Annotated in this window: 27 protein-coding genes and 1 tRNA gene; 11 read left to right on the top strand and 17 right to left on the bottom strand. The window is 71.8% G+C overall.

The features are described 5' to 3' along the window. Positions 1-91: 91 nt before the first annotated feature. Genes B2363_RS07980 through B2363_RS07965 form a run of 4 tightly spaced genes read left to right on the top strand, consistent with a single transcriptional unit; the run spans position 92 to position 3,503 of the window. Positions 92-823: a response regulator transcription factor gene (locus B2363_RS07980; RefSeq protein WP_286929537.1), complete on the top strand. Its 732-nt coding sequence runs from the start codon at positions 92-94 to the stop codon at positions 821-823. Beyond that, positions 823-2,241: a sensor histidine kinase gene (locus B2363_RS07975; protein ID WP_286929536.1), complete on the top strand. Its 1,419-nt coding sequence runs from the start codon at positions 823-825 to the stop codon at positions 2,239-2,241. Before B2363_RS07980 ends, B2363_RS07975 begins: the two co-directional genes overlap by 1 nt. Positions 2,242-2,277: 36 nt before the next feature. After that, a complete protein-coding gene (locus tag B2363_RS07970) occupies positions 2,278-3,024 on the top strand; it encodes a PspA/IM30 family protein (protein ID WP_286929535.1) in 747 nt (248 codons plus the stop codon). Continuing rightward, a complete protein-coding gene (locus tag B2363_RS07965) occupies positions 3,021-3,503 on the top strand; it encodes a DUF2505 domain-containing protein (protein ID WP_286929534.1) in 483 nt (160 codons plus the stop codon). The genes B2363_RS07970 and B2363_RS07965 overlap by 4 nt, the downstream gene beginning before the upstream one ends. Before the next feature lie 3 nt (positions 3,504-3,506). Here B2363_RS07965 and B2363_RS07960 read toward each other — a convergent pair whose 3' ends face one another. Beyond that, positions 3,507-3,803, bottom strand: a complete 297-nt coding sequence (locus tag B2363_RS07960; protein ID WP_181755178.1) for a hypothetical protein — start codon at positions 3,801-3,803, stop codon at positions 3,507-3,509. Beyond that, on the bottom strand, positions 3,800-5,206 hold the full coding sequence (locus tag B2363_RS07955; protein ID WP_276568722.1) for a wax ester/triacylglycerol synthase family O-acyltransferase: 1,407 nt from the start codon (positions 5,204-5,206) through the stop codon (positions 3,800-3,802). Before B2363_RS07955 ends, B2363_RS07960 begins: the two co-directional genes overlap by 4 nt. Before the next feature lie 158 nt (positions 5,207-5,364). Between B2363_RS07955 and B2363_RS07950 the strand changes: the two genes are divergently transcribed. After that, complete coding sequence (locus B2363_RS07950; protein ID WP_286929533.1) at positions 5,365-6,087, top strand: hypothetical protein; 723 nt, start codon at positions 5,365-5,367, stop codon at positions 6,085-6,087. A gap of 8 nt (positions 6,088-6,095) precedes the next feature. Here the strand turns inward: B2363_RS07950 and B2363_RS07945 are convergent, their stop codons facing one another. Next, positions 6,096-7,211, bottom strand: coding sequence for an AAA family ATPase (locus B2363_RS07945; protein ID WP_286929532.1), 1,116 nt, complete (start codon positions 7,209-7,211; stop codon positions 6,096-6,098). Continuing rightward, on the bottom strand, positions 7,208-7,840 hold the full coding sequence (locus B2363_RS07940; protein ID WP_181755174.1) for a hypothetical protein: 633 nt from the start codon (positions 7,838-7,840) through the stop codon (positions 7,208-7,210). The genes B2363_RS07945 and B2363_RS07940 overlap by 4 nt, the downstream gene beginning before the upstream one ends. A 101-nt stretch (positions 7,841-7,941) precedes the next feature. Between B2363_RS07940 and B2363_RS07935 the strand changes: the two genes are divergently transcribed. After that, the gene (locus B2363_RS07935) at positions 7,942-8,187 is read left to right on the top strand and encodes a helix-turn-helix domain-containing protein (RefSeq protein WP_181755173.1); all 246 of its coding nucleotides are present in this window, start codon (positions 7,942-7,944) and stop codon (positions 8,185-8,187) included. Here the strand turns inward: B2363_RS07935 and B2363_RS07930 are convergent. Together B2363_RS07930 and B2363_RS07925 are read right to left on the bottom strand one after the other, a co-directional pair. After that, positions 8,144-8,635, bottom strand: coding sequence for a hypothetical protein (locus tag B2363_RS07930; protein ID WP_286929531.1), 492 nt, complete (start codon positions 8,633-8,635; stop codon positions 8,144-8,146). The genes B2363_RS07935 and B2363_RS07930 overlap by 44 nt on opposite strands. Before the next feature lie 47 nt (positions 8,636-8,682). Then, positions 8,683-9,111 (bottom strand): Hsp20/alpha crystallin family protein, encoded by a 429-nt coding sequence (locus B2363_RS07925; RefSeq protein WP_286929530.1) that lies wholly within the window; start codon positions 9,109-9,111, stop codon positions 8,683-8,685. A 91-nt stretch (positions 9,112-9,202) separates the two neighbouring features. Between B2363_RS07925 and B2363_RS07920 the strand changes: the two genes are divergently transcribed. The 3 genes from B2363_RS07920 (at position 9,203) to B2363_RS07910 (ending at position 10,568) form a co-directional block, all read left to right on the top strand. Beyond that, on the top strand, positions 9,203-9,514 hold the full coding sequence (locus tag B2363_RS07920; RefSeq protein ID WP_181755171.1) for a MerR family transcriptional regulator: 312 nt from the start codon (positions 9,203-9,205) through the stop codon (positions 9,512-9,514). Between the two features lie 131 nt (positions 9,515-9,645). Continuing rightward, positions 9,646-10,128 (top strand): LysM peptidoglycan-binding domain-containing protein, encoded by a 483-nt coding sequence (locus B2363_RS07915; protein WP_286929529.1) that lies wholly within the window; start codon positions 9,646-9,648, stop codon positions 10,126-10,128. After that, entirely contained in the window at positions 10,125-10,568 is a 444-nt protein-coding gene (locus B2363_RS07910) for an Rv3235 family protein (RefSeq protein ID WP_286929528.1), read from the top strand. Before B2363_RS07915 ends, B2363_RS07910 begins: the two co-directional genes overlap by 4 nt. A 27-nt stretch (positions 10,569-10,595) precedes the next feature. Here B2363_RS07910 and secA read toward each other — a convergent pair whose 3' ends face one another. The 10 genes from secA to B2363_RS07860 are packed head-to-tail and all read right to left on the bottom strand — an operon-like array spanning position 10,596 to position 23,185. Beyond that, the gene (secA, locus tag B2363_RS07905) at positions 10,596-13,325 is read right to left on the bottom strand and encodes a preprotein translocase subunit SecA (RefSeq protein ID WP_286929769.1); all 2,730 of its coding nucleotides are present in this window, start codon (positions 13,323-13,325) and stop codon (positions 10,596-10,598) included. Positions 13,326-13,346: 21 nt separating this feature from the next. After that, positions 13,347-14,561 carry a winged helix-turn-helix domain-containing protein gene (locus B2363_RS07900; protein WP_286929527.1) on the bottom strand — a complete coding sequence of 405 codons (1,215 nt, stop codon included), beginning with the start codon at positions 14,559-14,561 and terminating at the stop codon, positions 13,347-13,349. Beyond that, a complete protein-coding gene (locus B2363_RS07895) occupies positions 14,558-15,220 on the bottom strand; it encodes a response regulator (protein ID WP_286929526.1) in 663 nt (220 codons plus the stop codon). The genes B2363_RS07900 and B2363_RS07895 overlap by 4 nt, the downstream gene beginning before the upstream one ends. 28 nt (positions 15,221-15,248) lie before the next feature. Then, the gene (hpf, locus tag B2363_RS07890) at positions 15,249-15,872 is read right to left on the bottom strand and encodes a ribosome hibernation-promoting factor, HPF/YfiA family (RefSeq protein ID WP_286929525.1); all 624 of its coding nucleotides are present in this window, start codon (positions 15,870-15,872) and stop codon (positions 15,249-15,251) included. 42 nt (positions 15,873-15,914) lie between these two features. Continuing rightward, a complete protein-coding gene (locus tag B2363_RS07885) occupies positions 15,915-16,607 on the bottom strand; it encodes a ComF family protein (RefSeq protein WP_286929524.1) in 693 nt (230 codons plus the stop codon). A 60-nt stretch (positions 16,608-16,667) separates the two neighbouring features. After that, a complete protein-coding gene (locus tag B2363_RS07880; RefSeq protein ID WP_286929523.1) occupies positions 16,668-18,320 on the bottom strand; it encodes an LpqB family beta-propeller domain-containing protein in 1,653 nt (550 codons plus the stop codon). Further along, on the bottom strand, positions 18,317-19,846 hold the full coding sequence (gene mtrB / locus B2363_RS07875) for an MtrAB system histidine kinase MtrB (protein ID WP_286929522.1): 1,530 nt from the start codon (positions 19,844-19,846) through the stop codon (positions 18,317-18,319). The genes B2363_RS07880 and mtrB overlap by 4 nt, the downstream gene beginning before the upstream one ends. Continuing rightward, positions 19,846-20,544: an MtrAB system response regulator MtrA gene (gene mtrA, locus B2363_RS07870; protein WP_181755162.1), complete on the bottom strand. Its 699-nt coding sequence runs from the start codon at positions 20,542-20,544 to the stop codon at positions 19,846-19,848. Before mtrA ends, mtrB begins: the two co-directional genes overlap by 1 nt. 2 nt (positions 20,545-20,546) lie before the next feature. Further along, a complete protein-coding gene (gene ahcY / locus B2363_RS07865; protein ID WP_286929521.1) occupies positions 20,547-21,974 on the bottom strand; it encodes an adenosylhomocysteinase in 1,428 nt (475 codons plus the stop codon). Between the two features lie 50 nt (positions 21,975-22,024). After that, on the bottom strand, positions 22,025-23,185 hold the full coding sequence (locus B2363_RS07860) for a PrsW family intramembrane metalloprotease (protein WP_286929520.1): 1,161 nt from the start codon (positions 23,183-23,185) through the stop codon (positions 22,025-22,027). Between the two features lie 57 nt (positions 23,186-23,242). Here B2363_RS07860 and B2363_RS07855 point away from each other — a divergent pair. Both B2363_RS07855 and B2363_RS07850 read left to right on the top strand, forming a co-directional pair. Continuing rightward, positions 23,243-23,319: transfer RNA gene (locus B2363_RS07855), tRNA-Arg, on the top strand. Between the two features lie 21 nt (positions 23,320-23,340). Further along, positions 23,341-23,559: an amphi-Trp domain-containing protein gene (locus B2363_RS07850; RefSeq protein WP_181755159.1), complete on the top strand. Its 219-nt coding sequence runs from the start codon at positions 23,341-23,343 to the stop codon at positions 23,557-23,559. Between the two features lie 11 nt (positions 23,560-23,570). Here B2363_RS07850 and B2363_RS07845 read toward each other — a convergent pair whose 3' ends face one another. After that, on the bottom strand, positions 23,571-24,308 hold the full coding sequence (locus tag B2363_RS07845; protein ID WP_286929519.1) for a DsbA family protein: 738 nt from the start codon (positions 24,306-24,308) through the stop codon (positions 23,571-23,573).

Genomic DNA, 24,308 nt, shown 5'->3' with positions numbered 1-24,308 from the left:
TGTTAATGACATCGCTGTCATTCCGGGGCTCACAGCCACTCCACAGCCGATGCTCAACCGATTCGCCCCCTCAGGCGCGACACTGGACCGCATGAGCGTCACGCCCGACCTGACCCGTCCGGACGGCACCCCGCTGCGGGTGCTGGTCGTGGATGACGAGCCCAACATCGCCGAGCTCCTCCAGATGGCCCTGCGCTACGAGGGCTTCGAGGTGCGCACGGCCGGCACGGGGCGCAAGGCCGTCGCGGCGGCGCGGGAGTTCGCTCCCGACGCGATGATCCTGGACTGGATGCTGCCCGACTACGACGGTCTCGAGGTGCTGGCGAAGGTGCGCGCCCTCTCCCCCGACGTGCCGGTGATCTTCCTGACCGCCCGCGATGCCGTGGAGGACCGGATCGCCGGGCTCACGGCCGGAGGCGACGACTACGTGACCAAGCCGTTCAGCCTCGAGGAGGTGGTGGCCCGCCTGCGCGCGCTGCTGCGGCGCGCGGGCGGACGCCGGCAGGACTCGAGCTCCACCCTCGTCGTCGGCGACCTCGAGCTCGACGAGGACAGCCGCGACGTCACCCGCGGCGGGACACCGATCGAGCTGACGGCCACCGAGTTCGAGCTGCTGCGCTACCTCATGCGCAACGAGCGCCGCGTCGTGTCGAAGGCGCAGATCCTCGACCGCGTGTGGGACTACGATTTCGGCGGCAACGACAACATCGTCGAGCTGTACATCTCCTACCTGCGCAAGAAGATCGACGCCGGGCGCGAGCCGATGATCCACACCAAGCGCGGGGCGGGCTACATCCTCAAGGCCGCTCCGGCGGCACCGTGATGCGCCCTCGCACCCTGACCGGACGGCTGATCGCCTCCGCCGTGGCCCTGGTGTCGGTGGTCTGCCTGCTCGTGGCGCTCACCGCCACCGTCATCATGCGGTCGACGCTGATGGAGCGGCTGGACGGCGACCTCCAGCAGGCGGTGGAGCGGGCCGAGCGCGTGGAGGGGCCGGGGCGCGGCGGCGGGGCACTCGTGACCGACTGCGGTGAGCTGCCCACCCTCCCCCCGGGCCAGAACGCCGGCAGCGTGACGGCCGTCTTCGGCTCCGCCTGCCGCATCGGCGTCCAGATCACCGCCGCCGGCGGGCTGAGCCAGCTCCCGCCGGCGGCGGTCGACGAGATGAGCCAGGCCGAGGTCGGCGACGAGCCGCGCACCATGGACCTCCCGGGCGTCGGCTCCTACCGGGTCGCCGCCACGACCAACGCCGCCGGCGACCGCGTGGCCTTCGGGCTGCCGACCGCGGGGGTCGACGACACGATCGGCAGCCTGGTCCGCTGGGAGATCCTGCTCTCGCTCCTCGGCATCGGCGTCGCGGCCGTCGGGGCGCGCCAGATCGTGCGTCACCAGCTGCGGCCCCTGCGGCAGGTGGCGGCGACGGCCCACGAGGTCGCCGAGACGCCGCTGGCCTCGGGCGCGGTGGCCTCCCTCCCCCGCGTGCCGGACGAGCTCACCGACCCGACCAGCGAGGTGGGCCGGGTCGGCGCCGCGTTCAACCAGATGCTCGGGCACGTCGACGACGCGCTGCGGGCCCGCCACGACAGCGAGCAGCAGGTGCGCCGGTTCCTCGCGGACGCCTCCCACGAGCTGCGCACCCCCCTGACGACGATCCGCGGCTACGCCGAGCTCAGTCGCCGCACCGACGCCGACCCGACCGAGGCCATGGCCCGGATCGAGTCCGAGGTGGGACGCGTGACGACGCTCGTCGAGGACATGCTGCTGCTGGCCCGGCTCGACTCGGGACGCGCGCTCGAGCAGCGCGAGGTGGACCTCACCCACCTGGTCGTCGAGGCCGTGGCCGACGCGCGCGTGGTCGACCCCGACCGGCGCTGGCGACTCGAGGTGCCGCCGGAGCCCCTGACCGTCGTCGGCGACGAGCTGCGGCTCCACCAGGCCGTCACCAACCTGCTCACGAACGCCACCCGCCACACGCCCGAGGGGACGACGGTCACGGTGCGCGTCCTCGCCGGTCCGACCCGCGTGGAGGTCCACGACGACGGGCCGGGCGTCCCCGAGGACCTGCAGCCGGTCGTGTGGGAGCGCTTCACGCGCGGCGACTCCTCGCGCACCCGGTCATCGGGCGGCGCGGGACTGGGCATGTCGCTGGTCCGCGCCATCATGCTCGCCCACGGGGGCGAGGCGTCGCTGACCAGCCGGCCCGGCGACACGACGTTCACCCTGGCCTTCGCCGCCGATTAGTTGCGGCCTGTTTGGACGGTGCACCATGATCGACGCATGGCTCAGAAACAGTCCATCCTCGGACGCATCTCCCAGTTGACGAAGGCGAACATCAACGCGCTGCTCGACAAGGCGGAGGACCCGCAGAAGATGCTGGACCAGATGGTCCGCGACTACACCAATTCCATCGCCGAGGCGGAGCAGGCGGTCGCGCAGACGATCGGCAACCTGCGCCTGGCCGAGGCCGACCACGCCGAGGACGTCGCCGCCGCGAAGGAGTGGGGCGGCAAGGCGATCGCCGCGTCCAACAAGGCCGACCAGCTGCGCCGCGAGGGCCACGCCGGCGAGGCCGACCGGTTCGACCAGCTCGCCAAGCTCGCGCTGGGCAAGCAGATCGCCGCCGAGAACGAGGCCAAGGCCGCCGCGCCGATGATCGCGCAGCAGAGCGAGGTCGTCGAGAAGCTCAAGACCGGCCTGGTCGGCATGCGGGGCAAGCTCACCGAGCTGAACTCCAAGCGCGACGAGCTCGTCGCCCGCCACCGCTCGGCCGAGGCGCAGGCGCAGGTCAACGACGCGATCAAGTCGATCGACATCCTCGATCCCACCAGCGAGCTGAGCCGCTACGAGGACCGCGTCCGCCGCGTCGAGGCCCAGGTCCTCGGCCAGCAGGAGCTCTCGACCTCCAGTCTCGACTCGCAGTTCGCCGAGCTGGAGGCCGACGCCGGCCAGCTCGAGGTCGAGGCCCGCCTGGCCGAGCTCAAGGGGCTCGGCCAGGGCAACCCCACCCCCGAGGAGAACGCGTGAAGCTCACCGAGAAGTTCGAGTACCCGGCCAGCCCCGAGCAGGTCTTCGGACTCGTCAGCGACCAGGGCTTCCGCGAGCGGTCGTGCGAGCGCCAGGGCGCCCGCGACTACACCGTCACCGTGGAGGAGCAGGGCGCGGCCACCGTCGTCACGATCGTGCGCACGATGGAGTCGGACATGCCCGACTTCGTCAAGAAGCTCACCGGCGACTCGGTCACCGTGACGCAGGTCGAGAAGTGGGGCCCGGCCGATCCCGCCGGCACCCGCACCGCCGAGGTCTCGGTGGACATCCACGGCCAGCCCGCCCGCATGCTCGGCACCTCGACGATCGCCGGGTCCGGGAACGTCTCCACCATGTCGGTGGACGGCGACGTCAAGGTGTCGTTGCCGCTCATCGGCCGCCGCATCGAGCCGGAGGTCGCCAAGGCGATCACGGCCTCGCTGCGTGACGAGGTCGAGTACGGCAAGACCCAGATCTGAGCCTCAGTCGCCCAGGAGCTCGATGACCTCGTCGAGCTCCTGCGGCGCGTACCAGGCCAGGTCGCCGCTGCCGTCGGCGTCGAGGTGGAACGACTGCACGTCGCTCAGCCGGATCGGCGCGTCGGCGTCGTCGAGCTCGGCGCACACCACTACCGCGCCCTGCTCGGCGACGGTCAGGAGTGCGTCGTACTCGTCCTCCTCACCCTGCGAGGCGGCCGTGAAGCGCTCGGGTGTGACCGGCTCGTCCTGGGCGAGGGTGCGCAGCAGGGCGACGTCGGCCGCCGCGTAGACACGGGTCATGTAGGCCTCTTCCGTCCGCGGGGAGCCCGGGCGCGCCGGTGACCGATCGTCTCGGTCAGCTCCTCCAACGCCTCCAGGATGCACTGCCCCAGGACGTCGGCGTCGGGCACCGCCTCGCGATCGGTGACGATGCCGAAGAAGACGTGCCCGTCGTACGACGTGACCCCCACCGAGATCGCCCGGTGGCCCGTCAGCGGGATGGCCGGGAAGATCTCCTTGAGCTGCTGCCCTGCCATGTAGACCGGGTCCTGCGGGCCAGGCACGTTCGTGATGACCAGGTGGTAGGGCCGGTTCGCCTCGTCGGCGGCCACGCGCGCACCGACCGCGTGAAAGGTGGACGTGGCGAAGCCGGGCAGGTTGGCCAGCTTGTTGGCCGCCACCGCCGACCCCGTCTCGCGGTGGCCCTTCAGGGCGTAGGACACCTGGTGCAGCCGCACGACGGCGTTGGACTCCCCCACCGGCAGGTTCAGCATGAGGCCGCGCACGAGCGGTCCGAGCGAGGTCGGGTGACCACCCTCCGCCGGCCCGTCGCGGGTCACCGACATCGGCACCATCGCGCGGAAGCTGGTCTTGGCGGTGACGGGCTCGGCCCGGGTGAGCATCCAGCCGCGCAGCCCGCCGGCGATCGCCGCCAGGATCACGTCGTTGACGGTTCCACCGTGCTCGTCGCGGACCCGCCGGAACGCCGTGAGCGGCGCACTGACCGAGGTGAAGCGGCGGTGGCGCGACGGGGAGGCGGTGAGCGCCCCGTGGGCGGTGCCGTCCGGACCCAGTCCCGGCAGGCGGGAGACGACCCGCGACCACTGGTACTCGCCGCTCCACAGCAGCTCGGCCGGGTGGCTGACCTGCGAGCGCACCGAGCCGGTGAGCAGCTCGAGCGTGCCGGGGGCGGACCGGGGGGTCCACTCCTCGTGCGGGATCGCGCGGTCGCGCTGCGTCTCCTCCAGCAGCACCTGTGCCAGGTCGACGGTGTGCGAGCCGTCGACGAGCGCCTGGTGCGACTTGAACAGCAGTGCCAGCTCACCGCCCTGGAGGCCCTCGATCAGGTAGAGCTCCCACAGGGGACGCTCGTGGTCGAGCCGGCGGGCGATGAGCCGGCCCACCAGCTCGTGCAGGGCGTCGCGCCCGCCCGGCTTGGGCAGGGCCGAGCGCCGCACGTGCAGGGAGAGGTCGAAGTGCTCGTCGTCGACCCAGACCGGCATGCCGATGCCGCCGGGGATCCCCCGCGGCACCTGCCGGTAGCGGGGCACGAGGTCGATCCGGTCGTTGATGACCTGGATCAGACGGTCGTAGTCCAGGGGCCGGTCACCCGGCGCGAGGATGGCGAGGGAGGCGACGTGGCGGGGCGTCTCGGGACGATCCTGGTGCAGGAACATCGCGTCGAGAGGACTCAGTCGTTGCATGCGCTCCCCTGCTGTCCTGGCGAAGATCCGGTCCGGCGGTAGCCCCGAAACTTACCACCCGTCGCGGCCACCGGAGCGGCAACGAAAAGGGGCGCGAGTCGCTGACAGCGAACCCGCCGGCGTGCCATCCTGCCTCGAAGGAAATCGGAGGAGCGAAGATGCGCCTGAGGACGGACGCGGCGCCTGCTGCGAAACGACTGGCCGCCGCCTCGTGCGTCGGAGCGGTCCTGGGCCTGCTCGTCGGAGGGGTGGGCGGACGGCTCTTCATGGGGCTGCTCGCGAGCCTCAACCGCGAGGACCACGGCGTCATCACGAGCGATGGCTTCCCCATGGGCGAGGTGACCGCGAGCGGCACGTTCCAGCTGCTCGCCACCGGCACGGTCCTCGGTGTGCTGGGCGCCGGGATCTACCTCGCGCTGCGCGGGCTGGCACCCGGACCGACGTGGTTCTGCCGCGCGTGCGCCGCCGTCGGCGGCACGGTGATGGTGGGGGCGGTGCTCGTCCACGAGGACGGGCCCGACTTCACCCTGCTCGAGCCCACGTGGGCCGCGATCGCCCTCACGCTCGCGGTCCCCCTCGTCTTCCTGTTGCTCATGCCGCCGGCGGTGGACCGGCTCGTGCGCGACGACGGCGCCCTGCTGCGTGGCCGCTGGACGTGGGTGGGACTCGTGCCGTGGGTCTTCCCGCTGCTGCCCGTCGCCGTCCTGCTCGTCGCGGGCTGGCTCCTCGCGCGCTGGGCCGGGCCACGAATGCCGGGGGCTGGACCGTGGCTCGCCCGCGGCGCGCTCGTGGCGCTCTTCGTCGTCGGGGCCGTCACCCTCACCTCGGAGGTCGTCGCGATCTACGACACGGTCGGCGAAGGGCGCTACCTCCTGCGCTGACGGCCGGCTCACCGAGTGGTCACCAGCTCGGTGGCGAGCCGCTCCACCCGCGTGACGTAGCCCGACGTCGGCACCACCTCACGCAGCGGCCGGCCGGTCATGAGCGCGAGGTCGTGGCCCGGTCCGTCCTGGGGCAGGAACGCCCACGGCGTGTGCCCCGTGAGCTCGCGCACCGTCTGGGCGACCTCGCGCTCGGTCCAGCCCAGCGAGGCCCGGAACCCGTTCAGCACGAGGCGCGGCGGGCGCCGCCACGGGGCGGCGTCGTCGAGCGCGCGCACCAGTCGGGCCAGCCCCACCGGGTCGACACGGCCGACCGCCAGCACCTCGTCGGCCAGGTCGAGCACGCGGCGGGTCACCAGGTCGCGCGACGGCCCCTGTCCCATCGCGGCCTCCACACCGAACCCGCAGTCGACGACGACGAGGTCGTGGTCGCGCCGCAGCCCGCGCAGGACGATCTCGAGGGCGTCGGGGCGCAGGTGGTGCCACATGTCGGACCGGGGCAGGCCGGTGAGCACGTCCCAGTGCGGGCCGAGGCTGAGCAGGTGCGTGTCGATGGCAGCCGCGCGACCGCGGGTGACGTCGCGGCACGCGGCCATCACGCCGCTGACGTCGTCGAGCACGCCTAGCAGCTGCCCGATCGACCCGCCGTACACGTCGGCGTCCACGAGCGCGGTGCGGCGACCACGGGCCGCGGAGGCCGCCGCGAGCGACACCGCCAGGCTGCTGCGGCCGGGCGCGCCGGTGGCGCCCCACACCGCCACGAGCGTCCCGGGATCGGCGTCGCGCTCGGGCCGCGCCACGGGCACCGACGCCGCGGCGGCGAGGTGCCCGAGCCGGGCGTCGTGGTCGATGCCGAGCGCGGCCCCGTCGCCCTCCACCGCGGCGCAACGGACTCCCAGCTCGACGAGGCGCTCGACGACGCCGGCGTCGAGACCGGGACTGCCCACCGCCACGAGGGCGAGGTCGAGCCGGTGCGTGCCCGCGGTGGCGAGCAGGTCGGCGACGTCCACGCACCGGCGCACCAGCAGCATCCGCGGGTCCTGCTCGATCTCGGCGAGGGCCGCGGCCTCCCAGTGCGCCCCGCACGCCGCGACCGCGACGCGCAGCGGCTCGGTGGCGGTCACGGGACCCGCACGACGGTCAGGTGCCCCGTGGACAGGGCGGAGACCACGTCGGCCCCGGGACCCCCGCGTCCCGCGTCGACGACGAGCGTGCGGGTGCCCGTGCCGTCGACCCGGGAGACCGAGACGACGGAGACGTCCACGAGCACGCGGCGGGTGCGGGCGCCCGGGTCACCGGACTCGCCGGGGCCGGCCCACACGTCGACCCGCTCCCCCGCCTCGAGGTCCGGTGGTGCGGTCCCGCCGGGAACGGCCATCGCCAGCTCGCGGCCCCGGTCGGCGGAGTCGGCGATCGCGTCGCGCACCAGGAGCGTGCCGGGAGAGGCATCGCGCGCCCACACCCCGCGGGGCACGCCGTCGCGCGTGGCGAGCAGACCCGCTGTCGCCGCCGACTCGAGGCGCCCGGAGACGGGAGCGAGGTCGGCCGGATCGACGGGCTCGCCGGCTCGGACCTCGGCACGGACGAGCCAATAGTCGGTGGAGTCGCGTGCGGTGGCCACGAGCCAGCCGCCGGCGATCGCGGACATCAGGACGAGGACGGCACCCAGGACGAGTCGTGGATTGCGCCATCTGGAGATCGAGGTGCGCCGGGCGAGCGCGCGCCGGGACGTGTCACCCCCCGTGACATGCATGTGCCAGTCATACGGGGTCGCGACGTGGCACGGCCACCGGTCGTCCACAGTCCGGTCGTGACCTACGCCTCGTCGCAGGTCCTGCGTGTGAGAATGGCGTCATGGCCCCCCAGCACCAGTTCCTCACGGCGAACGACGTCGCCGAGACCCTGAAGGTCGACGTGCGCGTCGTCTGGGGTCTGCTGAAGTCCGGCGAGCTGCGCGGCTTCCAGGTCGGAGGGCGCAAGATGTGGCGCATCGAGGCGAGCGCGCTCGAGGACTACATCGCACGCCAGTACGAGCGCACCGCGCGCGACACCGGGGTCAGCGCTGCACGAGAGCCGCAATCCATCCCCACGGCAGACTGACCCGCCGGGCGCCGGCGGCCACCTGGACGAAGTCGGCACCGACCGCGACGATCGGACCCTCCACGGCCCGTCCGTCGCGACGGACGACCCGCACCTCGACCCCCGCGTCCCTCACGGCGCGGGCGACCTGACGACGGGTCCGCGACGTCGCCGGTGCGGTCGCGGCACGGCCGTCGCTGCCCGACACGGCGGTGACCGCCTCCGGCAGCACGATGACCCGACGGCCCGCGTCCTCGATGAGCAGCACGTCCCCGACGCCGGCGACCCGGCCGCCGATCTCGCCGAGACCCGCCACGTCGAGGCGGACGTCGGGGCCGCCGAGCAGGTCGGTCCAGCCCAGGGCGGCCCACTGCTCCTCGCGCAGGTCGTCCGCGAGGGCGTCACGCTCGTCGGCGTGCTCGTCGATCGCCGCGCCTTCGAGGTCGGCGAAGAGTCGGTCCCAGCGCATGAGGACACCGTAGGGCCTTCGACGAAGGCCCTACGGTGTCGTGGGGATCAGGCCTCGATCGCGGCGGCGTCGCCGCTGCGGGCGCCGCCGATCTCGATCTTGCGCGGCTTCGCGCGCTCGGCCACGGGGATGCGCAGCCCGAGGACGCCGTCCTCGTAGGTGGCCTCGATGCGCTCGAGGTCGAGGTTGTCGCCCAGCACGAGCTGGCGGCTGAAGGCGCCGCGCGGACGTTCGGACGCCAGCATCTCCCAGTCGCCGTTGCGGGCGACCCGCTCGGCGCGCACCGTCAGGACGTTGCGCTCGATGTCGAGGTCGACGCTGTCCTTCGCCACCCCGGGGAGGTCGAACTCCACGACGAAGGTGTCACCCTCGCGCCACGCGTCCATCGGCATGAACGCCGGGCGGTTGGTCGTCCCGAGCAGCTGCTGGGTGATGCGGTCGAAGTCGCGGAACGGGTCGGTCGTACGGATCATCATCGTCGGTTCCTCCTTGCGAGTGATGGGTGGATCTCATCCGTTAAAACCTATATTGGCGAATTCATATTCCTTGTCAAGTACAGTTCAGGTCATGGAGTGGACGGCCAGGCACGAGGGCGACGAGGACGGCGTCTACGCCATCTCGGTCGCCGCCGAGATGGTGTCGATGCAGGTGCAGAACCTGCGCGTCTACGAACGCCGTGGACTGCTCGAGCCCCTCCGCACCGCGGGCGGCACCCGCCGCTACAGCCGCGCCGACATCCGGCGGCTGGTCCGCATCCGCGACCTTCTCGCCGACGGGCTGAACCTCGCCGGGATCGAGCGCGTCCTGGCGCTCGAGGAGCAGCTCGCGCGTCTGCGCCGGGAGAACGAGCGCCTGCGGCGCCGCCCCACTTCGCACTGAGCCTTCATCCACACGGTCCCGTCGCCGGCATTGACGGGCTCCGCGGCATGCGGTTCGCTGGTCGCTCATCACGTCATCTGTCGTCAAATGCATTCATCCGACGTCAGTGACAGTCACGATCGGGGGATCGGATGCTCGACCTGTCGACCTCGGGACCCGAGGAGGCACTGCGCGTGGTTCTGGCCGGGGTGCTCGCGCTGTGGATCACGTGGTGGGGCCTGGTCCTGCTGGTGGCGCTGGCCGACAGGCGGCTCGCGGCCCGGCTCGCCCCTCCCCTGCTGCGGGCGCTGCTCGTCACCGGCGCGGTCGTCTCGGTGCAGTCACCCGCGCGAGCGACGCCCGGCGGCGTCGAGACCCTGCACGGGCTCGCCCTGCCCGACCGGCCGCTCACGGCCGCACCGGAACCGAAGCGGCCACCGCCGGAGCCGTCGGCCCACGTCGTGGCTCCCGGCGACAGCCTCTGGTCGATCGTCCGCAGCCGGTCCCCCGGAGCGGACGACGCCAGCGTCGGGGCCGCCGTCGACCGCTGGTACCGCGCCAACCGCGACGTCATCGGCGACGACCCCGACCTCATCCAGCCCGGCCAACGCCTCGATCCGCCAGGAGCACCATGATCACCGCCACCGCACTCGCCACCGATCCGCTCGGGCCACGGCAGGTGCCCCTGCCCTTCGCCCCCTCACCGCCGCTGGTTCCGGTGCCGGTCGAGCGCGGCGACGCCAGCGAGCTGCGGCATCGCTGCGCGCGGTTCACGCAGGCGCTCGCCGAGGTCATCACCGGCATCCGGCCCGTGCGCCAGCTGGGGCCGTGGCTGAGCCGTGACGTCTACGAGCAGCTGCACCGGTACCTCGCGGAGCGGTTCGTCGCCGGCGGCCCGCGCCACAGCCCGCGCGTGGTCTCGGTGCACATCGCGATGGTCGACCCCGCCGCGGCGGAGATCGCAGCCCGGATGGTGCACCGGGGCCGGTCCCACGCGCTGGCGGTCCGGCTGCAGCGCGGTCGCGACCACCAGGGGCGCACGACATGGCGCTGCACGGCGGCCGAGTGGGCGTAGCCCCTCAGCGCGCCGTGCAGGCGTGGGTCAGCGGTTCTTCTTGCGCGACTGGCGAGCGGCCTTGGCCTTGCGGCGTGCGGCCTCCTTGGCCTTGTTCTGGCGCGCCAGCTCGTTCGGGTCGAGCTCCTCGTCGTCGTCGACGACGGACTCCTCGACCGCGATGGCCGAGCCGTCCTCCGACGGCGCCGAGTACGAGAGCTGCTTGGGCGTGGTGTCCGGCTCGAGGCCCTTGGCCGAGATGTGCGGGGGCTCGTCGCCCTCGTCGTCCTCGTCGACCTCGATCTCGACGCTGAGGTTGAACAGGTAGCCCACGGACTCCTCGGAGATACCCTCCATCATCGCGTTGAACAGGTCGTAGCCCTCGCGCTGGTACTCCACCAGCGGGTCGCGCTGGCTGTAGGCGCGCAGGCCGATGCCCTCGCGGAGGTAGTCCATCTCGTACAGGTGCTCGCGCCACTTGCGGTCGAGCACGCTCAGCACGACACGGCGCTCGAGCTCACGGGCGACCTCGTCGCCCAGCTCGGCCTCACGCTTGTCGTAGGCCGACAGGGCGTCCTCGACGACCCGCGCCCGCAGCGTGGGGGCGTCGATCCGCTCCAGTCCGCCGGCCTCCTCGACGACCTGCTCGTGGTCGAGCGAGATCGGGTAGAGGGTGCGCAGCGCGGTCCACAGCTTGTCGAGCTCCCACGACGTGGGGTAGCCCTCGGTGGCCGCGACGACGTAGGCGCCCGTGACGTCCTCGATCATCTGGCGCACGCGCGGCTCGAGGTCCTCGCCCTCGAGCACCCGGCGGCGCTGGGAGTAGACGACCTCGCGCTGGGCGCTCATGACGTCGTCGTACTTGAGGATGTTCTTGCGGGTCTCGAAGTTCTGCGCCTCGACCAGGCCCTGCGCCGAAGCGATCGACTTCGTGACGCGCTTGTTCTCGATCGGCACGTCGTCGGGGATCTTCATCGTCTGCAGGATCCAGTTGACCCACTCGCCCTTGAACAGGCGCATGAGGTCGTCCTCGAGCGACAGGTAGAAGCGGGTGGAGCCCGGGTCGCCCTGACGGCCGGAGCGGCCACGCAGCTGGTTGTCGATGCGACGGGACTCGTGACGCTCGGTGCCGATGACGGCCAGGCCGCCGGCCGCGACGACCTCGTCCTTCTCGGCCGCCACCTGCTTCTCGATGCGCTCGAGGGCCTCGGTCCAGGCGGCGTCGTACTCGTCGGGGGTCTCGACGGGGTCGAGGCCCTTGCTGCGCAGCTCGGCGTCGGCCAGGAACTCGACGCTGCCGCCGAGCATGATGTCGGTACCACGGCCGGCCATGTTGGTGGCGACGGTGACCGCGCCCTTGTGACCGGCGCGCGCGACGATCGCGGCCTCGCGGTCGTGGTGCTTGGCGTTCAGGACCTCGTGCGCGATGCCCTGCTTCTTGAGCTGCTTGCTGAGTCGCTCGCTCTTGGCGACGCTGGTGGTGCCGATCAGCACCGGCTGGCCCTTGGCGTGACGCGCGGCGATGTCGTCGACGACGGCGTTGAACTTCGCGTCCTCGGTGCGGTAGACGAGGTCGGGCAGGTCGTCGCGGCGGATCGGCTTGTTCGTGCGGATGGGCACGACGCCGAGCTTGTAGATCTTGTCGAACTCGGCCGCCTCGGTCATGGCCGTACCGGTCATGCCCGAGAGGGTGGAGTAGAGACGGAAGTAGTTCTGCAGGGTGATCGTGGCCAGCGTCTGGTACTCCTCGCGGATCCGGACGCCCTCCTTCGCCTCGATCGCCTGGTGCAGGCCCTCGTTGTAGCGGCGGCCCTCGAGCAGGCGGCCCGTGTGCTCGTCGACGATCAGGACCTCGCCGTCGATGACGACGTAGTCCTTGTCCTTCTTGAACAGCTCCTTGGCCTTGACGGCGTTGTTCAGGAAGCCGATGAGCGGGGTGTTGACCGCGTCGTACAGGTTCGCGATGCCGAGCTGGTCCTCGACCACGTCGATGGCCTTCTCGGTGACCGCGACGGTGCGCTTCTTCTCGTCGACCTCGTAGTGCTCGTCGATGCGCATCCCGTCGATCATGCGGGCGAACTCGCCGTACCACTTGACCTCGTCCTCGGTGGGGCCCGAGATGATCAGCGGCGTGCGGGCCTCGTCGATGAGGATCGAGTCGACCTCGTCGACGATGGCGAAGTTGTGGCCGCGCTGGACGCACTCCTCGAGGGAGTCGGCCATGTTGTCCCGCAGGTAGTCGAAGCCGAACTCGTTGTTTGTGCCGTACGTGATGTCGCAGGCGTAGGCCTCGCGGCGCTGGGCGGGCGTCTGGCCCGCGACGACGACGCCGACGGTGAGGCCCAGGAAGTGGTGGACGCGGCCCATCATCTCGGACTGGTACTTGGCCAGGTAGTCGTTGACGGTGACCACGTGGACGCCCTTGCCGGACAGCGCGTTCAGGTAGGACGGGAGTGTGGCGACGAGGGTCTTGCCCTCACCGGTCTTCATCTCGGCGATGTTGCCCAGGTGCAGCGCGGCGCCACCGAGGATCTGCACGTCGAAGTGACGCTGGCCGAGCACGCGCGTGGCGGCCTCACGGACCGTGGCGAAGGCCTCGGGCAGGATGTCGTCGAGGGACTCGCCGGCCTCCAGCCGCTCCTTGAACTCGTCGGTCATGGCGCGCAGCTCGGCGTCGCTCATGGCGGAGAACTCGTCGCCCAGGGCGTTGACCTGGTCGGCGATGCGGTCGAGGCGCTTGAGGATCTTGCCCTCGCCGGCCCGCAGGATACTGTCGATGATCTTCGGCACCCGGCCATCCTAGTGCGGGCGGGCACACTCCGTCGCCAGCGTATGAGCGAGATCTCCCCGCTCCCCCACCTCGACTCCCTCCAGCCCCAGCCATCCGGCGAGCCGGTGCAGCTCCTGCGCCAGCTCGGCGGCGGTCGAGTCGGGCGCGTCGGGCTCGGCGAAGGCCCCCGGCACCAGCAGCCGGCCCCGCGCCCGATCGGCCTTGAGGTCAACCCGGGCGACGAGGCGGTCGCCCAGCAGGAACGGCAGGACGTAGTAGCCGTGCACGCGTCGCTCGGCCGGCACGTAGATCTCGATCCGGTAGCGGAAGTCGAAGAGGTGCTCGGTGCGCGTGCGCTCGAAGACCAGCGGGTCGAACGGGCTGAGCAGGGTGCGTGCCTCCACCCGGCGCGGACGCGCCGCCTCGGCGTGCAGGTAGGCAGGACGCTTCCACCCGTCGATGGTCACGGGCTCGAGCGTGCCGGCGGCCACGAGCGTGCTCACCGCCGCGGCCGTGGGGACGGGCGCCAGGCGGAAGTAGTCGCGCAGGCACTGCACGGTCGCGACACCCAGGGCCCGCGCGGCATGGCCGACGAGCGTCAGGTGCGCCTCCTCGTCCGCCGGCTCGGGCAGGGCGAGCACGCGTGCGGGCAGGACGCGCTCGGGCAGGTCGTACTCCCGCTCGAACGCGGCGTTGCGCCGGGCAGACGAGACGCGACCGACGAAGAAGAGGTACTCCAGCGCCTGCTTCGTCTGCGACCAGTTCCAGCCCCAGTGCGTCCGATCGCGCTCCTGCGCACCGAGCCGGGCCTCCAGCTCGCGCGCCGTGATCGGGCCCCACTGCGCGACCGCCGACTCGACCTGGTCGATCAGGTCGGGGTTCTCGTCGGCGGTGCGGGCCATCGCTCCCCACATCCCACGCCCCGAGCGCATCTTGTGGCTCATCGCGGGCCACAGGTCGACGTCGACGAGGGACGCCTCGTGCGCCCAGTACTCGAACAGCAGCCGCGGGGCGCGGCCGGCCGCCCGGTGCAGCAGCTCGGTGTCGTAGGGCCCGAGGCGCGAGTACAGCGGCAGGTAGTGGGCGCGCTGCAGCACGTTGACCGAGTCGATCTGGAAGAACCCGAGCCGCTGCGCGGTGCGGGCGACGTGCTCGCGGCGGACCTCGGCCGGCTGCGAGCGCGTGAACCCCTGGGCGGCGAGCGCGATGCGTCGCGCCTGCAACGCCGAGAGGCGTGGTGTCACAGCACGTCGTCGATGAGCTTGCTGCGGACGGCGTACATGGCCGCCTCCATCCGCGACTTCATCTGCAGCTTCTCCAGGATGTTGCGGATGTGGTTCTTCACCGTGTTCTCGCTGATGAAGAGCTCTCCCGCGATGTCGCGGTTGCTCTTGCCGTGGGCGACGAGGCGCAGCACCTGCAGCTCACGGGCGGTCAGGCTGGTGGACGGGGCCGGGCCCTTGGCCATGTGCACGAACTCGTCGAGCAGCTTGGTGGCCATGCTCGGGCTGATCAGCGACTGGCCCGCCGCGACGAGCTTGACCGCCTCGGCGACCTGGTCGTACGTGGAGCCGTCCTTGAGCAGGTAGCCCGCGGCACCGGCCTTGATGGACTCGTAGAGGTCGGCCTCGTCGTCACTGGCCGTGAGCATGATGATGCCGGTCGTGGGAGCCGTCTCCTTGATGGCGCCGCAGATCTCCACGCCGCTGCGACCGGGCATGCGGACGTCGAGCAGCACGACGTCGAACGGCTCCTCCGCGATCCGCTCCAGGGCCGCGTCACCGTCGTCGACGTCCTCGATCTCGAAACCGCCGTCGGCGCCGAGGACCATGGTGACGCCCCTCCGGAAGAGCTCCTGGTCATCGACCAGGAGCACCCGGATCGCATCCGCGTTCGTAGTCACGGCACGATCATGCCACGTCCGGGGACTTTCACCCCTCGACCTTGAGCCGAATCACGCCGTAGTCGTAGCCCTTGCGCCGGTAGACGACGCTCGGTCGCATCGAGTCCTTCTCCACGAAGAGGAAGAAGTCGTGCCCGACGAGCTCCATCTCGTAGAGGGCCTGGTCGAGGGTCATCGCGACCGAGGTGTGGTCCTTCTCGCGCACGACCAGCGGGCCGTCGCCCTGCACCTCCATGCTGGCCACCTGGCGCACCAGGGGGTCGCCGGAGTCCTCCTCGGGCGACCCGGCGACCCGCAGGTCGGCCGTGGCCTCCTCGAGGGTGCCGGGGGCGTGCTTGTCGCGGTGCCGGATCTTGCGGTCGACCACCTTGCGCAGGCGCCCCTCCAGCTTGTCGACCGCGGCGTCGAGCGCCGAGTGCTGATCGGTGGAGGCCGCCTCCACCCGGACGGCGGGACCGCGCGAGTGCAGCGTCATCTCCACCTTGGCGGCCTTGTCGTGCTGGCGCGGGTTCTTCTCGTGTGTCACCTCGACCTCGACCCGATTGATCCGCTGGCGACCGTCGAACTTCTCGATCCGCTGGAGCTTCTCGGCGACATGGGAGCGGAACCGCTCCGAGATCTCACTGTTGCGTCCGGTGACCACGATTTCCATGTCCGACTCCTTCTCCAGTGTCCGAGGTTCCGAGCTTCTCGGCTACCTCGACCGTAGCCCGTCGGGAGGGTGACCCGCCACCGCTGCGGACCCCGCCGAGGCCACCACGACCGCCGCGGCTCCGAGTACCTCGACGACCCCTGCCGCCGCGAGTGCACGCGCCGCCTCGCGGGCGGTGGAGCCCGTCGTGACGACGTCGTCGACGACCACGACGGGCCCCTGCGGAACCGCGATCGACCGCATGCTGCCGGCGAGATTGCGCGATCGTTCGAGGCGACCGAGGGCGTGCTGGTCACCGGTCTGCCGGACGAGCCTCAGGCAGCCGAGCGAGGTGGCGTCGACGCCGACCGCGCCGAGCGACCGGGCCGCGGCGGTGGCCAGGTCGGCCACGAGGTCGCGACCCCGCTCGCGACGCGACCGGCGCGTGGAGGGCACCGGGACGAGCGTCACGGACCGCTCCACAGCGAGCAGCGTGACGACCGCGGCAGCGAGGTGGTGGGCCATGAGCGGGTCGAGCGCGTGGGTGCCGCCCAGCTTCCAGGCCAGCAACGCGTCGCGTCGCGAGCCGGCGTGGATCCCCGCGCCGACCACGTCGAGGCCCTCGAGCGAGACGCGAGCGGGCTCGGGCGCGAGGGCCGCCGCGCACCGCCGGCAGACCCGGCCTCCGGGTGACCCGCACAGCGGGCAGCACGCACCGAGGACGAGGTCGGCCGCCGCCTGCCACCACCGCTCCATCGGCCCAGTGTGGGCGGGCGACGCCGGGCGGACCAGAGCGAGCGCTGGACCTGTGGACGGTCAGACGATCCCGCGCGCGACGGGCACGTCGACCGGCACCCAGCGCGTGCGGTCGAGCAGCCAGACCCCACCGTCGGCGTCGATCAGGTAGAGGTCCGGCGAGGCCGCGGCGGTCGCGACCAGGCCGACGGGAACGATGTCGGGCAGCAGCTGGCCGCCACCGGGCCACGCGTCGACCGCGCCGGTGCCGTCGATGCGGACCGAGCGGATCTGCGTGCCGCGCGGCCCGAGGTGCGCCACCCGCGAGCCGTCGACCCACACGACCTGGCGCGCGGGGTCCTCGGTGGCCTGCTCGACCGGGCGCGTCAGGCGCACGACCCGGCCCTCGGCCCGCACGACCCCGCCGAGCAGGAGCCGGCCCCCGGCCGTGGCCGCGTAGCGGGCGCCGTCGGGCGAGACGGCGAACGACGAGACGTCGGCGAGGCCGGGGCTCGGCACGAGCGAGAGCGACGTGCCGTCGTGGACCCTCACGCGAGCCCGTCCCCCGGGTCGGTCGACGAGCCAGGCCTGCGCGTCGATGTCGAGCACCGGTCGCAGGAAGCCCTCCCCCGTGACCTCGAGCGGGTCGGAGCCGTCGGCGGCGGTGATGCGTGCCCGGTCGGCCCACACGCCGACCGCGCGGTCCTCCGCGACGACCACGGCGGAGGCTCCTTCGTCGGAGCGACCCCAGGCGCCCGGCACCGGCTGCTGCGCGCGGGGGCCGACCTGGTGGACGATGTCGCCGGCCACCACGTAGGCCCAGCGCCGCGACTTGTCGGGACCGAAGGAGGCCCACCCGCCGGCGTCCTGGACGAGGTCGCCCGTGGGCGCCACGACCGTGCCGTCGCCGGTGATCTGGATGTCCGTGACGGCGGGGACCTGCCTCAGCGTCCACGCGACCTGGGCCGAGATGCGCTTCTGCGTGGTGGTCGACAGCTCGCCGACACGTCGCGAGAAGTCCACCTGCGCCACCCCGGCCACCACCGGCACGGAGGCGCGCAGGTCGTCGGCGGGCGGCACGGCGGTGGTCAGGCCCGGGGCGGAGTCGGGCTGCGGACCGAGGGCCAGGCTCGTCATGAGGGAGGTGGCCAGCTGGTCGCCCACGACCTCGTGGACCGGCACGGGCACCAGGTGACGACCGGTCTCGTCGAGGAAGTACAGGTCGAACGCGCGCACGTAGTCCTCGAACCAGTCCCGGCTGACCAGCACCCCGTCGGGTGGGTTGGAGATGCGCCACTGACCGTCGATCCGGGCGAGGTCGAACTCGATCCGGCGGTTCCCGCCGGCAGGCGTCAGGCGGCCCTGCTCGTCGAGGCGCACGTCGGTGGACAGGTCGATCCGGCTCGAGCCGACCGACTCGGAGAACACCTGGGCCTCGGTGTAGACCGTGGTGCCGCCACCGGGCCGCCACTGCTGCGCGGCCTCGGCCGTGAGGTACTCCGCGGCGACGCGGTGGGTCACCGGGTAGGCGAGCATCGCGTCGAGGAACCCGCGCACGGTCTGGGCCTCGGTCATGCCGGGGATGGGTCCCGACGGGGTGTAGCGCACGGTGCTCTCGCCCAGGCCGGCCTCGTCCTCCACGCGCTCGACCGGGCCGGACGTGGGGATGCCCGCGCACCCGGTCAGCAGGGCGGCGACCAGCGTGAGCACCAGGGCGACGGAGCGGCGGCTCATGCGAACACCGACCTCGTGACGGGCGACCAGACGCGCTCGCCGGCGACGCGCGGGAGGGTGAGGATGAACTCCGTGCCCTGGCCCTTGCGCGACCAGACCTCGAGCGTGCCGCCGTGCAGGGCGGCATCCTCGCGGGCGATCGCCAGCCCCAGGCCGGTGCCGCCCTGCGACCGCGCCGGGTCGCCGCGCCAGAACCGGTCGAACACGCGCCGCACCTCCTCGGGCTCCATCCCCACGCCGTGGTCGCGGACCGCCAGCGACACGCGGTCGGGCGCCTGCGCGACGATGACCTCCACCCGCGAGGATTGGCTGTAGCGCGCCGCGTTCACGATGAGGTTGCGCACCATGCGGTCCACGCGCCGGATGTCGGCGTCGACGACGGCCGGGACCCCGACGCCTCGCGCACGGCCCACGATCCCGGCCCGCGACAGCACCTCGTCGGCGGCCGCCGCCTTCGCCACGGAGGCCAGGTCGACGGGGTCGAGCTCGAGGGTGGCCGCGCCCGCGTCGAACCGGCTGAGGTCGAGCAGGTCGGACAGCAACGCCTCGAAGCGGCCGACCTCGGTGTGCAGCAGCTCGGCGGCACGCGCGGTCTGCGGGTCGAACTTCGGCCGCGCCTCGAACAGCACCTGGCCGGCCATCTGCACGGTCGTCAACGGGGTGCGCAGCTCGTGCGAGACGTCGGAGACGAAGCGCTGCTGCAGCCGGGAGAGGTTCTCCAACCGGCGGATCTGGCTCTGCAGGCTCTCGGCCATCTGGTTGAACGAGGTGCTGAGGCGGGCGATGTCGTCCTCGCCCTTGACGTGCATGCGCTGCTCCAGGTTGCCCGCGGCGAAGCGCTCCGCGATCCGGCGGGCCAGGCGGACGGGCTCGACCACCTGGCGGGCCACCAGCCACGCCACGAGCGTCACCATCACCAGCAGGGCGGCGCCGCCGGCGAGCAGCGCCGTGCGCACGAGGTCGAGCGTCTCCTGCTGGTCGGCCATCGAGAAGACGTAGTAGAGCGCGTACTGGTCGTTGGAGCCCTGGGCGGTGACGCGGCCCCCGACCGTCACGACCGGGAGATCGTCGCCGGCACCGAAGGGCGCCAGCTCGGAGAAGGTCCAGAACGTGCCCTGGTCGGCACTCACACGCTCGACGAGCGACTCCGGGACCTCCTCGATCCCCACGTTGCCCGAGGCCCGGACGGGCGCGCCGCCCGCCTCGGCCAGGGGGCCCTGCAGGACGAGCTCGTAGGCGCGGTTCTCCCCGCGCGTGGCGGCCAGCGAGTCGACCAGCTGGGTCAGGGCCGGTGACTGGCGCGCGGGCTCGCTGTCGACCGCCGCGTCGAGCTGGGACTGGGCCTGCTCGAGGCCCGCGCGGGCCTCGGCGATGGCGGCGTCGCGCCGGTTGTCGGCCAGGCCACCGGCGACGTCACGCAGCAGTGCCCAGCCGACGATCACGATGACCGCCACGCTGAGCAGCAGGGTGTTGATGACGACCCGCGTCCGCAGCGAACGGCGCCACAGCCCGACGAGCCGGCGCATCAGTTCGCCGGGTCGATCGCCTGGTAGCCGACGCCGCGCACCGTGCGGATGACGCTGGGGTTGTCGGCGTCGTCCTCGATCTTCTGACGCAGACGGGTCATGTGGACGTTCACCAGCTTGGTGTCGCCGGGATGGTGGTAGCCCCACACCTTCTCCAGCAGCGCCTCGCGGCTGAAGACCTGCTCGGGCGCGGAGATCAGGCACGCGAGCAGGTCGAACTCCAGTGGCGTGAGCGAGACCGGGCGGCCGTCACGGGTGACGGTGTGGGCCTGGGGGTCGAGCACGATCCCGCCGAACTCGATCCGTGCGCCCATCGGGTCGCTGCGGCGCAGCCGGGCGCGGATGCGCGCGATGAGCTCGCTGTTGCGGAACGGCTTGGTGATGTAGTCGTCGGCCCCGACGCCGAGTCCGTCGACGATGTCGCGCGTGTCGCCCTTGGCGGTCAGCATCACGATCGGGACGCCCGAGACCTCCCGGATCTGGCGGCACACTTCCATGCCGTCCAGACCCGGGAGCATCCGGTCGAGGAGCACGACGTCGGGCTTGAAGGCCTCGAAGGCCTCCATCACCGCGTCGCCGGTGCGGCACACCGACGTACGGAAGCCCTCGCCCTGCAGGACGATCGTGAGCATCTCCGCCAACGACGCGTCATCGTCGACGACCAGCACCCGATCGTTCTTGGGGCGACGTTGCGACATGCTCAGTAGCGGTAGTGGTCCGACTTGTACGGACCTGCCACGTCGACGCCGAGGTACTCGGCCTGGGCCTTCGACAGCTCGGTGAGCTCGACACCGAGGGCGTCCAGGTGCAGGCGGGCGACCTCCTCGTCGAGGTGCTTGGGCAGCACGTGCACGCCCAGCTCGTACTGGTCGGCCTTGCTGTACAGCTCGATCTGCGCGAGCACCTGGTTCGTGAAGGAGTTCGACATCACGAACGACGGGTGGCCGGTGGCGTTGCCGAGATTCAGCAGGCGGCCCTCGGACAGCACGATGATCTTCTTGCCGTCGGGGAAGACCCACTGGTGGACCTGCGGCTTGATCTCGTCCTTGACGATGCCGGGGATCTTGGCCAGGCCGGCCATGTTGATCTCGTTGTCGAAGTGGCCGATGTTGCCGACGATCGCCTGGTGCTTCATCTTCTCGAAGTGCTCGACCCGGATGATGTCGAAGTTGCCCGTCGTGGTGATGAAGATGTCGGCGGTCTCGACGACCGACTCGAGGCGCTTGACCTCGTAGCCGTCCATCGCGGCCTGGAGGGCGCAGATGGGGTCGATCTCGGTGACGATGACGCGAGCGCCCTGGCCGCGCAGCGACTCGGCCGAGCCCTTGCCCACGTCGCCGTAGCCGCACACGACGGCGACCTTGCCGCCGATCATGACGTCGGTCGCGCGGTTGATGCCGTCGATCAGCGAGTGGCGGCAGCCGTACTTGTTGTCGAACTTGCTCTTGGTGACCGAGTCGTTGACGTTGATCGCCGGGAAGAGCAGCGTGCCCTCGCGGAAGCGGTCGTAGAGGCGCAGCACGCCGGTGGTGGTCTCCTCGGAGACGCCCTTGATGTCCTTGGAGATGTTCGTCCAGTGCTGCGGCTTGGTCTCCAGCGAGCGGGCCAGGACGCGCAGCACCTCCTTGAACTCCTCGTTGTCGGTGCTGTCCTGCGGCGGCACGGCGCCGGCCTTCTCGTACTCGACGCCCAGGTGCAGCAGCATCGTGATGTCGCCGCCGTCGTCGAGCAGGACGTTGGGGCCGCCCTCAGCGAAGTCGAAGACCTTCTCGGCCTCGTCCCAGTACTCGGCCAGCGTCTCGCCCTTCCAGGCGAAGACCGGCGTGCCCTGCGGGTCGTCCGGCGTCCCGTTCGGGCCGACGACGACCGCGGCGGCGGCGTGGTCCTGGGTGGAGAAGATGTTGCAGGTCGCCCAGCGCACGTCGGCGCCGAGGGCGGTGAGGGTCTCGATCAGGACCGCGGTCTGGATCGTCATGTGCAGCGACCCGGCGATACGGGCGCCGGCCAGCGGCTTGGTGTCGCCGTAGCGCTCACGCATGGCCATCAGGCCCGGCATCTCGTGCTCCGCGAGCTCGATCTCCTTGCGGCCGTACTCGTGGAGGGACAGGTCCTTGACGCGATAATCCATACCCACCAGCGTACCGGCGAGTACCGAGCCTCAACGAATCGACGCCACACTCACCTCGAGCCGGGCGGCAGGGCGGGCGGGAACCGCAGGAACGGGCGCAGGTGCCACATGCGGTCGAGCAGCGCGTAGGTGCGGTCGGGACCCTCGGGCTTGGCCCGTCCGGTCATCACCGCGTCGTGCAGGAAGGCGACCTCGGTCGCGAGCTGCTGGTACCGGTCGACGGCCTCCGCGGCGATGGGTCCGTAGCGCGCGGCGAACACGCGGGCCTGACGCCGGCGGCCGAACCGGACCAGCCACGGCACCTCGGCCGGGTGGAGCCAGCCGCGCCGTGCCATGTCGCCCAGGGACCGGGCCATCACGTCGAACTGGCGCATGCGCAGCACGACCGCGGTGACGCCCAGGCCGAGCAGCAGGCACGCGAGCACGACGTAGGCCAGCAGGAAGCCCACACCGCCGCCGACCACGATCGAGCCGTTCCACAGCGCGTGGAGGCCGACGCTGACGAGGTAGCCCAGCGCCACCAGCCCCCAGCGCTGGGCCCGCGAGGTGCGCGAGACCGACAGGCCGACGGCGATGCCGATCGCCGACGCGAACAACGGGTGCGCGAACGGGCTGAACAGCCCGCGGACCACGAACGTGGCGGTCGCCATCTCGGTGCCGGAATAGGGCACCTCGTCGAAGCCCAGGTAGCTGGCGGCGTAGTAGCCGACGTTCTCCATCGCGGCGAAGCCCAGCGCGACCAGCCCCGAGACGATGAGGCCGTCGAGGACCCCGTCGATGATGCGGCGCAGCCGGACGAGCGTGAGCACGACGAACAGGCCCTTGGCGAACTCCTCGGCGACGGGCGCGCCGAACGCGATGAGCCAGTCCTCGCTCATGCCCAGGCGCGACATCCCGATCTCCAGCGGCAGCGCGATCGCCACGGCGATCACCGCGCCCCAGACGAAGGCGGCCGCCTTGTAGCGGAACGGCTCGGGCTCGACGCGGTCGAGCCACCAGTACATGGCCAGCGCGGCCGGGAGCGGGACGAGGGCGTACACCACCGCCAGGGAGGCGCCGGTGACCGATCCCGACGTGGAGGCCAGGAAGATCGCGCCGGCCGCGCCGGCCAGGGCCGAGATCCACACGAGCACGACGAGGACCTTGCGGCCACGCTGGCGGAACGGGTCGTCCTCGCGCGGCAGCGCGGCAGGCGCCTCGGTCGTCGTCACGTGGACAGCCTAGAGCGACGCCACCACACCGAACGCCCCCGATAGTGTGGGCCGCAGGCGCCCGTAGCTCAGCTGGATAGAGCAAGAGCCTTCTAATCTCTAGGTCGCAGGTTCGAATCCTGCCGGGCGCGCCAACCGAATCGAAGGAGAGAACCGTGAGCGACCTGTTCGAGATCGACCAGACCCAGCGACTCCGCCGCGAGGAGGCCGCCGCCAGGCTGCACGCCCTCGCCGACGCGCTCGCGCGCCACAACTCGGTGGAGTTCGAGAAGAACGGCCACCGCATCACGGTCGACGTGCCCGACGAGGTCGAGCTGACCGTCGAGGTCGAGATCGGTGACGAGAACGAGCTGGAGATCGAGCTTCGCTGGTGACCTGACGGGCGTCAGGACGCGAGCGCGTCCTCGACGGCCGAGCGCACCGCGAAGACGTCGTCGAGCCTCTCGCCGTCGACGAACACCGACGGCGTGCCCGTGACGTCGCGCTCCCGCGCGGCGTCGCGTGCCTCGTTCAGCCATGGCACGAACCTGCCGTCCTGGACGCACGCGTCGGCCCCGGGAACCCCGGCGTCCTGCGCCAGGGCCGCGAGCGCGGTCTCGGACGGCTCTTCGTCACCCGAGGCGTAGCCCGCGCGGAACAGCGCCGACTTCATCGCCCAGAACGCCTCCGCGCCCTGGGCATCGGCGACGCAGAAGGCCGCGTTCATCGCGTCGTGCGCCGGGCCGGTGCCGTCGGTGCCGTCGAGGATCGTCATGGGCATGAAGCGCAGCACGATGTCGCCGCGCTCGGCGCGGTCGGCCAGCCACGCACCGTGCTCGGCCTCGAAGTCGGCGCAGTGCGAGCACAGGAAGTCCTCGTACACCTCCACCACCGGCGCGCCGGCCCGAGCGGCACCGGGGTGCTGCACGCCGCCGGACGTCACGTTCCGCGGCTCGACGACCGGACCGTCCGCGGCGTCGTCGCCGCCCAGCGCCGAGAGGCCCCAGGCGACCCCGAGCACCAGCACGAGGGCGCCGACGACCGCCGCGAGCGTGAGCGTGGTGCGCTTGCGGCGCTCCGCACGCTCACGCTCGAGGCGAGCCTGCTCGGCCCGGGCGGCCCGGGCCTTGCGGTCGTTCGTCAC

It is taken from the genome of Aeromicrobium sp. UBA7512, from assembly GCF_002476985.1.
In the GTDB taxonomy this organism is placed as follows: Bacteria; Actinomycetota; Actinomycetes; order Propionibacteriales; family Nocardioidaceae; genus Aeromicrobium; species Aeromicrobium phoceense.
This window is presented reverse-complemented; position numbering and strand designations above follow the sequence as displayed.

Coding starts and splice junctions, on each gene's coding strand:
- B2363_RS07910 (WP_286929528.1), top strand. CDS start 10,125: ATGATCACCGCCACCGCACTCGCCACCGATCCGCTCGGGCCACGGCAG.
- B2363_RS07925 (WP_286929530.1), bottom strand. CDS start 9,111: ATGATGATCCGTACGACCGACCCGTTCCGCGACTTCGACCGCATCACC.
- B2363_RS07940 (WP_181755174.1), bottom strand. CDS start 7,840: ATGCATGTCACGGGGGGTGACACGTCCCGGCGCGCGCTCGCCCGGCGC.
- ahcY (WP_286929521.1), bottom strand. CDS start 21,974: ATGGATTATCGCGTCAAGGACCTGTCCCTCCACGAGTACGGCCGCAAG.
- B2363_RS07920 (WP_181755171.1), top strand. CDS start 9,203: ATGGAGTGGACGGCCAGGCACGAGGGCGACGAGGACGGCGTCTACGCC.
- mtrB (WP_286929522.1), bottom strand. CDS start 19,846: ATGCGCCGGCTCGTCGGGCTGTGGCGCCGTTCGCTGCGGACGCGGGTC.
- B2363_RS07970 (WP_286929535.1), top strand. CDS start 2,278: ATGGCTCAGAAACAGTCCATCCTCGGACGCATCTCCCAGTTGACGAAG.
- B2363_RS07930 (WP_286929531.1), bottom strand. CDS start 8,635: ATGCGCTGGGACCGACTCTTCGCCGACCTCGAAGGCGCGGCGATCGAC.
- B2363_RS07880 (WP_286929523.1), bottom strand. CDS start 18,320: ATGAGCCGCCGCTCCGTCGCCCTGGTGCTCACGCTGGTCGCCGCCCTG.
- B2363_RS07960 (WP_181755178.1), bottom strand. CDS start 3,803: ATGACCCGTGTCTACGCGGCGGCCGACGTCGCCCTGCTGCGCACCCTC.
- B2363_RS07950 (WP_286929533.1), top strand. CDS start 5,365: ATGCGCCTGAGGACGGACGCGGCGCCTGCTGCGAAACGACTGGCCGCC.
- B2363_RS07975 (WP_286929536.1), top strand. CDS start 823: ATGCGCCCTCGCACCCTGACCGGACGGCTGATCGCCTCCGCCGTGGCC.
- B2363_RS07980 (WP_286929537.1), top strand. CDS start 92: ATGAGCGTCACGCCCGACCTGACCCGTCCGGACGGCACCCCGCTGCGG.
- hpf (WP_286929525.1), bottom strand. CDS start 15,872: ATGGAAATCGTGGTCACCGGACGCAACAGTGAGATCTCGGAGCGGTTC.
- B2363_RS07885 (WP_286929524.1), bottom strand. CDS start 16,607: ATGGAGCGGTGGTGGCAGGCGGCGGCCGACCTCGTCCTCGGTGCGTGC.
- B2363_RS07935 (WP_181755173.1), top strand. CDS start 7,942: ATGGCCCCCCAGCACCAGTTCCTCACGGCGAACGACGTCGCCGAGACC.
- B2363_RS07915 (WP_286929529.1), top strand. CDS start 9,646: ATGCTCGACCTGTCGACCTCGGGACCCGAGGAGGCACTGCGCGTGGTT.
- mtrA (WP_181755162.1), bottom strand. CDS start 20,544: ATGTCGCAACGTCGCCCCAAGAACGATCGGGTGCTGGTCGTCGACGAT.
- B2363_RS07955 (WP_276568722.1), bottom strand. CDS start 5,206: ATGCAACGACTGAGTCCTCTCGACGCGATGTTCCTGCACCAGGATCGT.